Here is a 5965-nt window from a genome sequence, read left to right on the forward strand (position 1 = left end):
AGGGCCCTTAGCCGCTTCGCGTCTTCGGTTCCTCTGTGAAGCTGGTTCAGGGGCGTGCCGCCCCCGAAACCCCCTGCATCCACCGCCCCAGCGAACCCCGTTCCGGGCTTCCCCAGGTCAGCGGACAGGGCACACATATAGTCACAGTTACCGTAATTGAGGTGATGGGATGAAGGACGAACGAGACGATCAGACGTTGGACTTGCTGCCCAGTGGAAAACGTCGTGGCCGCCCGCGAACCGGCAAGGCCCTGAGTCCTGCGGCCAAGCAAGCGGCCTATCGTGAACGGCAGCGGCAAAAAACGGTAACAGTTACCTTAAATCGCCCCGATTGCGGTGAGCTGGAGACCTTCCTGCTGAACTTGCGAGAGGGCCGGACGTCGTCTCTGGCGCCGGAGGTTGTGGCCCGGCTACATGACGCGGTTCGTGCGGCGTGGGTAGACCAGCTCTATTTAGGTAACGGTGACCAAAAATGACCGCGCCCAAACGCGAACGGGTGATCAAGATCAGGGCCACGGAGGCGGAGTTTGCCCGGCTCAAGGTCTTGAGTGGGGAGGATAGGTTGGCGGAATGGATGCGAGAGCAGTGCCTGGGCGATGGTAAAGCGCCAGGCAGACGGCGCACGCCGGCGCCCAAAGCCGACCCGGCCTTGTTGCGGCAGTTAGCCGGGATCGGCAACAACCTCAATCAGGTGGCTCGACGGGTGAACAGCGGTGAATGGGGGGCGCTTGAGCGGGTTCAGGTGATCGGGGTGTTGATGGCGATGGAGCGTGCATTGAAGGCGCTGTCAGGGCAGTCAAAGGAGGCAGAGTGATGAACGATAGCAGCGTGGCCGAGTACGACTACACCTTGACCCGGCTCCCCGGTGATCAGGGGTGGAGCTTGCGGTTGTTGCAGGACGGGCTCGATGTGGGTGGGGACGTGTACCAGGAACACGATGAGGCGCTCAGTGTGGGCACCGTCTGGCTGTGTCGTGAGTCATGATCGTCAAGTTTCATGCGCGTGGCGTGGGCCGTGGTAGCGGCCCGGTGGGTTACCTGCTGGGCCCGGATGGTGCGCGAGAAGGGGCGACCCTTGATCGGGGTGACCCGGCGCTCATCGAGGCGCTGATCGACAGCAGTCCCTACGCCAAGAAGTACACCAGCGGCGTGCTGTCGTTCCAGGAAGCGGATTTGCCCCGGGAGGACAAGGACAAGCTGATGGACAGCTTCGAGCGTGCGCTGCTGCCGGGGTTGGATCGGGATCAGTACGCTTGCCTGTGGGTGGAGCACCAGGACAAAGGCCGGCTCGAACTCAACTTCGTGGTGCCCAATGTGGAGCTGCTGAGTGGCAAGCGGCTACAGCCTTACTTCGACCGGGCTGACCGGCCCCGGATCGATGCCTGGAAGACCGTCATCAACGCCCAGTTGGGGTTGCATGACCCGGATGATCCACTGAACAAGCGAACGCTGGTGACTCCCCGTGATCTGCCCTTTGCCAAGCAAGATGCGGCGCAGGCCATCACGGACGGGTTGTTGCTGTTGGCGGCGGCCGGCGAGCTGGCCGATCGAGCGGACGTGGTGGCCACCCTGGAGAAACACGGTTTTCAGGTGGTGCGGGAAACCCGCAAGAGTATCAGCATTGCCGACCCGGAAGGGGGGCGAAACATCCGGTTGAAAGGGGCACTGTATGAGCAAGATTTTAGAGCTGGCCAAGACCTTCGAGGAGAACTCGAAGCAGCAGGCGAGCGATATCGAAACGAGCGTGAACAGCGAGTTCGAGAAGCACGAGCAAGCTATTCTCGGGGCGTTGCGATCAAGCAATCAGAGTTTAATCGCCGCTATCGACGGCCAGAGCCGGAGGTGGGGTTGGCTGGTGCTGAAGGGCTGGCTATGCACGTTGATCGGGGTGGTGTTGATGTTGGGGATCAGTTGGGGCGTGCTGTGGTACCAGGGCACACTCATCGCCGAGAACTGGGCACAGATCTCGAGTCAGAACGCGACGTTGGAGCGGTTGGCCGCGAAAGGTGGAAAATTGCAACTGCAGGAGTGCGGCAGGAAGAAGCAACTGTGCGTGAAGGTGGACTTGGAGGCGCTGACCTATGGCGACAAAGAGACAGGCTTGTATCCCTGGATGATCCCGGAGGGTTACTGAATGACGGAGCTCGAGCGGCAGTTATTGAAAGCGTTAGAGAGCTTGGAAGGCGGGTACAGACAGCAGCACGCGGCTTGGGAGAGCGCCTACAGCGATTTGCGGCTGATGTTCGAGGCCACCTCTACCGAGAACCAGGCGTTGCGGGAGAGCGTGGGGAGCTTGAGCAAGCAGGTGTTGCACTTGAGCGGTCAAGTCGAGCGCTTGAGCCAAAAATTGAAGCCATGAGCATAGAGCTGGAGCCGCGGCGTGGTGGTATGAGCCTCGGGCGGGAGTATCGAGAGTATGGTGATCGAGAGTACGGTGATTGAGTGGGGCCACTGGCCCCAGTCTGTTGTTGATGACCCCTGTTACCCCATGATAAGGATTAAGTTGGACATTTGGACGGCCCGCCGTGAACTAAGATGTAAGTCTTTATTTGTTAAGGATAAATAAGGCTGGTTGAAACGATGCAATGAATAAGTTCTGGACCTCACTTAGTTAAACCGTTATGATCAGGCCACGGATTTTTTTTGGTGAAAGAAATGTTGCAGCGCACAAAAAATAGGTTGGATATAAATACATCTACGTTGTTTAATGCGGATTGCCTATCCGTTCTAAAACGTATGGATGATGAATCAATAGACCTTATTGTTACCTCTCCGCCCTATGCCGATCAGAGAAAAAATACATATGGAGGGATAAATCCTGATGAATATGTCAGCTGGTTCCTTCCAATAGCTAAGGAGCTGTTACGGGTTCTAAGGCCAACCGGATCCTTTGTCCTTAATATTAAGGAGAAAGTTGTTGATGGTGAAAGGCATACATATGTTCTTGAGCTTATTATAAAAATGAGGGAGCTTGGGTGGCTATGGACAGAGGAGTATATGTGGCACAAAAAAAACAGTTTCCCTGGTAAATGGCCGAATAGATTTAGGGATTCTTGGGAGCGTTGCTTGCACTTTACAAAAAGCAAGAAATTCCATATGTATCAAGATGCAGTTAAAGTTCCCATGGGGGATTGGGCTAATACTCGACTGAAAAATTTAAGTGATACAGATAAGCGAAGAGATGAGTCAAAGGTAGGAAGTGGATTTGGTAAAAAAATAGAAAACTGGAAAGATCGTAAAATGGCATTGCCATCTAACGTTTTGCATTTGGCCACAGAGTGTTCAAATAAAAGCCATAGTGCAGCCTTCCCAGAGAGCCTGCCTGCTTGGTTTATAAAGCTATTCACTCAAAGTGGGGATGTGGTGCTAGACCCGTTCTCTGGCTCCGGAACCACAATGAAGGTTGCTCAAGATCTTGGGCGCATAGGGGTTGGCATTGAGCTACTGGGAGAGCATTGTCTTGTTAGTGCTGAGCGAGTTAATTTGTCAAAAAAAGAAAAAAATGGATTTGTTGTTTTTGAGGGGGATCAATGATTGATTCTGCAACAATATCAAACTTTATTGTTTCTAACGTAGATAGTGACTTTCATAAAAAGAAAGAGCTTAAAATATGCGGTTTGAAACTTGTTGACATAACAAAGAGAAAAAACCCTTATTTGTTTAAAGCGAAGGGGATGAATAATGCTAGTGATTTGATTAAATCTATCATGGATGCCACGGTTTCTTCTGGTGAGGAAACTGTCTTTGGTAATTTCATGGAAAAGGTTGCTATTTTTACATGTTCTCAAGCGTTAGGCGGTAGGAAGTCCAGTGCCACTGGCATTGATCTTGAGTTTGAAAAGAATGGGGTGAAATATCTTGTTAGTATAAAGTCTGGGCCTAACTGGGGTAATTCATCTCAAATAAAGAAGATGAAGGACAATTTTTTGTTAGCCAAAAAAGTTTTGGGAACCTCTGGCGGTATGAGTTCTCAATCAATTTTTTGTGTTGAAGGTTGCTGTTATGGATATGAGTCTTCTCCAGACAAAGGAACTCACATTAAAATGTGTGGAGAGGATTTTTGGAACTTTATTTCTGACGGTAACTCTAGCTTATATAAGGATATAATAGAACCTTTTGGTCGAACAGCTAAAGAAAGGAATGAAGAGTTACAGCTTCTTATCGATGCCAAGCTGAATTTATTTACTGCTGAGTTTGTTTCTAAATACTGCAACCAGTTTGGGGGAATTAACTGGGAGTTACTTGTACAAGACAATTCTGGTTCTAGAGTTGGTGATAACAAGCCGTGGTGATGTTTAATTTATTGATAGGAATGGCTTTTTGTTTTTTGAATGGTGCCCATTCGGCTATGATGTGACCTGGTTTACACATAGAGGAGTAACCAATGGCATGTATCATTGCTGGTTGCCGTAACCCGGCGACAAATAATTTTTCTGTAAGGCTTCGCCGAGAAGACACTTCGGCGATTTGGGCACCAAACACAGAGGCGTATATCTGCGACCAACACGCTGCTTGTGGCTTTAATGTCGATGTACAGCTTTCTCTTCGTCAAGATCATCAGCTTGAGACGGCTGTATCGGCTGGGGGAACAGTTGCGCGGCGTAGAACCCCGATAACGAACATGCCGTAATCAAGCGAGATCCTTTTCTGTGCTCGGATCCTTCATTTAAACGCGCTACGGCGCGTTTTTTATTGGAGGTATGCCATCGCCTTGGTGTGGGTGCCGGAATCGCTGTAATCGCCGCCAGTGCTGCCGCTTTTTTGGTCTCGCCTGCCGCCCGTGGCACAATGGTGGCTTTCATGTATGGCTATAGGGGTTGTACGCCGGAATCCCAGATTTTTCCGCCTAGTTTACAGCTCCAGCATTGGCGCGGGTCGTCGTAAAACGGTTGTTTCCGACATAACCCGTCTTGAGGCGAAAACTACGATCCACCGTGAGCAAGATATACACGGTAAACCCTATCGGATAGGAGCCATAGCCGGAAACATCAGCCTAGGTGTTAATCGACAGAATTTTCTGGGGTTCCAGCGTACAACCCCAGTTAGATCCGTCGCTGCTGCTCGAATGATCTTGATCGGATCCTTGGATCCGGCGTAACCTACTTTCCGCAAACAAAAAACCCACCGTAAGGTGGGTTCTTTGCCCGGTGTTCTTCGGTTTGGCGACCTTGGAATCCGGTGGGTAACAGCTTCGGTGAGAGGAAGCAGATACCGTTAAGTACCCCCTCAGTTTAGCCGCGTGCGGCCCGCTGTTCAAGTATCAAACCCTCTCTCGAACCGTGTTACCAAAGGCTTTCACCTTTGGCGCTTTGTCGTATTCGCTCGGATTGGACGCAAGTGATTGTTGCCGTAGCGGGTGTGAAGGTCGGGCAGAACGGGGAAATCTCACATACTGCCCAAGCGTGTAATCGCGCACCACAGCCTCCCAGGACTCGCACCCCTGGGGCATCTGCACTCAGAGCGTAACGGGGTTCCAACCACGGCCAGCTCTTAAAAAACGGCGCGGCAGCCCGGCCAACAGGTGGGGGCTAAAGCAGATAGCAGCAGGACGGGGTGTGTCTCTGGAGCGCGTGAGAGGGAGCTGCCGCAAGCAGTCTCGATAGTCCGGAGCAAGGCGAGTTCATCCTGTAAAACCACCTCAAATAGAAGTGGCCTGTAGGAGGGCTCTCCTATCTTGAAGCGCAGCGAAAGATAGGAGAGCCTGCTTACTGAGGAGGCTTGCCGACATCCTTTTCGCCCGGTTTTTTTCTTCCCTTTGGCACGCATAATCACCCCCCAGGACACTCTCCTCTAAGCGCCCATTCCAGCGATCTGCCTACCTTCATATATTAAAGTCACCGTTACCTTAAATAGCTCCCAAAACCCGAGTTACAAACTCTTTCGCCTATGCCAAACTTGACTCTAAGCCAGCATACACAGAGGGCCCTTAGCCGCTTCGCGTCTTCGGTTCCTCTGTGAAGCTGGTTC

6 protein-coding genes and 1 pseudogene are annotated in these 5965 nt (G+C 51.9%); all 7 read left to right on the top strand.

What is annotated here, in order from left to right:
• Positions 1-169: 169 nt before the first annotated feature.
• A complete protein-coding gene (locus OKC42_RS22380; protein ID WP_087757481.1) occupies positions 170-475 on the top strand; it encodes a hypothetical protein in 306 nt (101 codons plus the stop codon).
• Positions 472-813, top strand: coding sequence for a MobC family plasmid mobilization relaxosome protein (locus OKC42_RS22385; protein WP_128297512.1), 342 nt, complete (start codon positions 472-474; stop codon positions 811-813). Before OKC42_RS22380 ends, OKC42_RS22385 begins: the two co-directional genes overlap by 4 nt.
• Positions 813-983 carry a hypothetical protein gene (locus OKC42_RS22390; protein ID WP_163926571.1) on the top strand — a complete coding sequence of 57 codons (171 nt, stop codon included), beginning with the start codon at positions 813-815 and terminating at the stop codon, positions 981-983. Before OKC42_RS22385 ends, OKC42_RS22390 begins: the two co-directional genes overlap by 1 nt.
• A pseudogene (locus OKC42_RS22760) lies at positions 980-1345 on the top strand (relaxase/mobilization nuclease domain-containing protein); the annotation flags it as partial. The gene OKC42_RS22390 and the pseudogene OKC42_RS22760, both read left to right, overlap by 4 nt.
• Before the next feature lie 322 nt (positions 1346-1667).
• A complete protein-coding gene (locus OKC42_RS22400; protein ID WP_128297510.1) occupies positions 1668-2132 on the top strand; it encodes an MbeB family mobilization protein in 465 nt (154 codons plus the stop codon).
• Between the two features lie 521 nt (positions 2133-2653).
• Positions 2654-3532 carry a DNA-methyltransferase gene (locus OKC42_RS22410; protein WP_087757486.1) on the top strand — a complete coding sequence of 293 codons (879 nt, stop codon included), beginning with the start codon at positions 2654-2656 and terminating at the stop codon, positions 3530-3532.
• A complete protein-coding gene (locus OKC42_RS22415) occupies positions 3529-4290 on the top strand; it encodes a PmeII family type II restriction endonuclease (RefSeq protein WP_087757485.1) in 762 nt (253 codons plus the stop codon). Before OKC42_RS22410 ends, OKC42_RS22415 begins: the two co-directional genes overlap by 4 nt.
• Positions 4291-5965 lie beyond the last annotated feature (1675 nt).

Origin of the sequence: Aeromonas sp. Y311-2 (assembly GCF_027706025.1) — a bacterium.
In the GTDB taxonomy this organism is placed as follows: Bacteria; Pseudomonadota; Gammaproteobacteria; order Enterobacterales; family Aeromonadaceae; genus Aeromonas; species Aeromonas veronii.